The 2,004-nt window shown below is 63.5% G+C and carries 1 protein-coding gene; it reads right to left on the bottom strand.

All coding sequences use genetic code 11. From position 1 onward, the window contains the following. Positions 1 to 2,004, bottom strand: a 2,004-nt coding sequence (locus HX824_RS32265; RefSeq protein ID WP_177056093.1) for a condensation domain-containing protein, incomplete at both ends; no start/stop codon positions are given.

Here is a 2,004-nt window from a genome sequence, read left to right as displayed (position 1 = left end):
TAGGCGAGGTTCGAAGGATCCACGACGACTTGCGGGTCGCTGTCGGCAAAGGCGCTGACGTCGGTATCCAGCAGCAGGGTTTTCACGCCGTCAGGCACCGGCAATTGACCAGCCAGCGACGCCTGGGCCAGCAGCAGCTGGATGCCGCTGTCTTGCATCATGTAGGCCAGGCGGTCCTGCGGGTAGGTTGGGTCGAGCGGCACATAGGCGCCGCCGGCCTTGAGGATCGCCAGCAGGCCGACGATCATCTCGATACCCCGCTCCGCGGCCAGGCCCGCCAGCACGTCCGGCCCCACGCCGTGAGCGATCAACTGATGCGCACGGCGGTTGGCCTGGGCATTCAGTTCGGCGTAGGTCAGGGTCTGGCCGTTGCAACGCAGGGCCACGGCGTCAGGCCGTTGACGGGCCTGCTCGGCGATCAGTTGATGGGCGCAGGTGTCGCTTGGGAAGCTGCGCGGGCCGGGGTTCCACTGGGCGATGTTGTGCTGTTGCTCGGTCGCGTCCAGCAGCGGCAATTCCCCGATGCGCCGTTGCGGATCGGCGACGATACCTTGCAGCAGGTTCAGCCAGTGAGCGGCCATACGCTGTGCAGTGCTTGCGTCGAACAGGTCGGTGGCGTAAGTGAGGGTTGCACTGAGCTCGCCGTCGGCGTCCAGGGTGTCGAGGGTCAAGTCGAACTGGGCGGTACGGCTTTCCCACTCCTGGGCCTTGATCACCAGCCCCGGCAGTTGCGGGATGGCTTGGCGGCCGGCGCTCTGGTGGTTGTACAACACCTGAAACAACGGGCTATGGCTCAGGTTGCGCTCAGGGCGCAAGGCTTCGACCAATTGCTCGAACGGTAGGTCCTGATGCGCCTCGGCGCCCAGTGCCGCCGTCTTGACCTGTTGCAGCAGTTCGCTGAACCGCTGCTGCGGATCGACTTCAGCCTTGAGCACCTGGGTATTGACGAAGAACCCGATCAGGCCTTCGGTCTCGACCCGGTTGCGGTTGGCAATCGGTACGCCCACGCGGATGTCCGACTGGCCGCTGTAACGGTGCAGCAGGCCCTGGAACGAAGCCAGCAACAGCATGAACAGGCTGCAACCTTCACCCAGCGCCAGTTGCCGCAGCTGTTGGCCCAATGCCTGCGGTAACTGGACGGCCAGACGGGCGCCGGCAAAGCTCTGGCGTGCCGGTCGCGGACGGTCCGCAGGCAGCTCCAGCAATGGCTGTTCAGCGCCGAGGACGTTGGTCCAGTAAGCCAGCTGCCGCTCACGCTCACCGGCGTCCATCCATTGGCGTTGCCACACCGCGTAATCGGCATACTGGATCGGTAACTCCACCGGTTCAACCGATACACCCTGGCTATAGGCGGCATAACGCTCAATCAGTTCCTGCACCAGCACCTGCATCGACCAGCCATCGGAGACGATGTGATGCTGGGTCAGCACCAGCACCTGTTCATCGTCGGCCACCTGCAGCAGCCCGACCCGCAGCAGCGGACCGTTCTGCAGGTCGAACGGCCGGCTGATCTGATCGCGAACAAACGCCTGGATCTGCTCGGCCTGGTTGGCCGAGGTCAGGTCGAGAAACTGCGGCGTCAGCAGCGGACCGGACTCGGCATGGATAACCTGGAACGCACGCTCGTCCTTCTGGACAAAGGTCGTGCGCAAACTCTCGTGACGCTGCACCAGTGCGCTTAAGCTGCGTTGCAACGCCTTCAAATCCAGGTGGCCATGAATCCGTAGCGCCGCAGGGATGTGGTACGCCGCACTGGAGGGTTCCATTTGCCAAAGGAACCACTGGCGTTGCTGGGCGTAGGACAAGGGCAACGGTTGATCACGCGGCACCCTTGGAATGCGCGCAGGCATCGCCGCCTGGATTGGCTCAAGCGCAGCCACGCAAGCCTTGAGGCTGGCATTTTCGAACAGCTTGCGCAGTTGCAGGTTCATGCCGAGGTGTTGGCGGATGCGCGACACCATCTGTGTAGCCAGCAATGAATGGCCACCCAGTTCGAAGAAGTTG

This window comes from Pseudomonas sp. D4002 (genome assembly GCF_013385665.1).
In the GTDB taxonomy this organism is placed as follows: Bacteria; Pseudomonadota; Gammaproteobacteria; order Pseudomonadales; family Pseudomonadaceae; genus Aquipseudomonas.
This window is presented reverse-complemented; position numbering and strand designations above follow the sequence as displayed.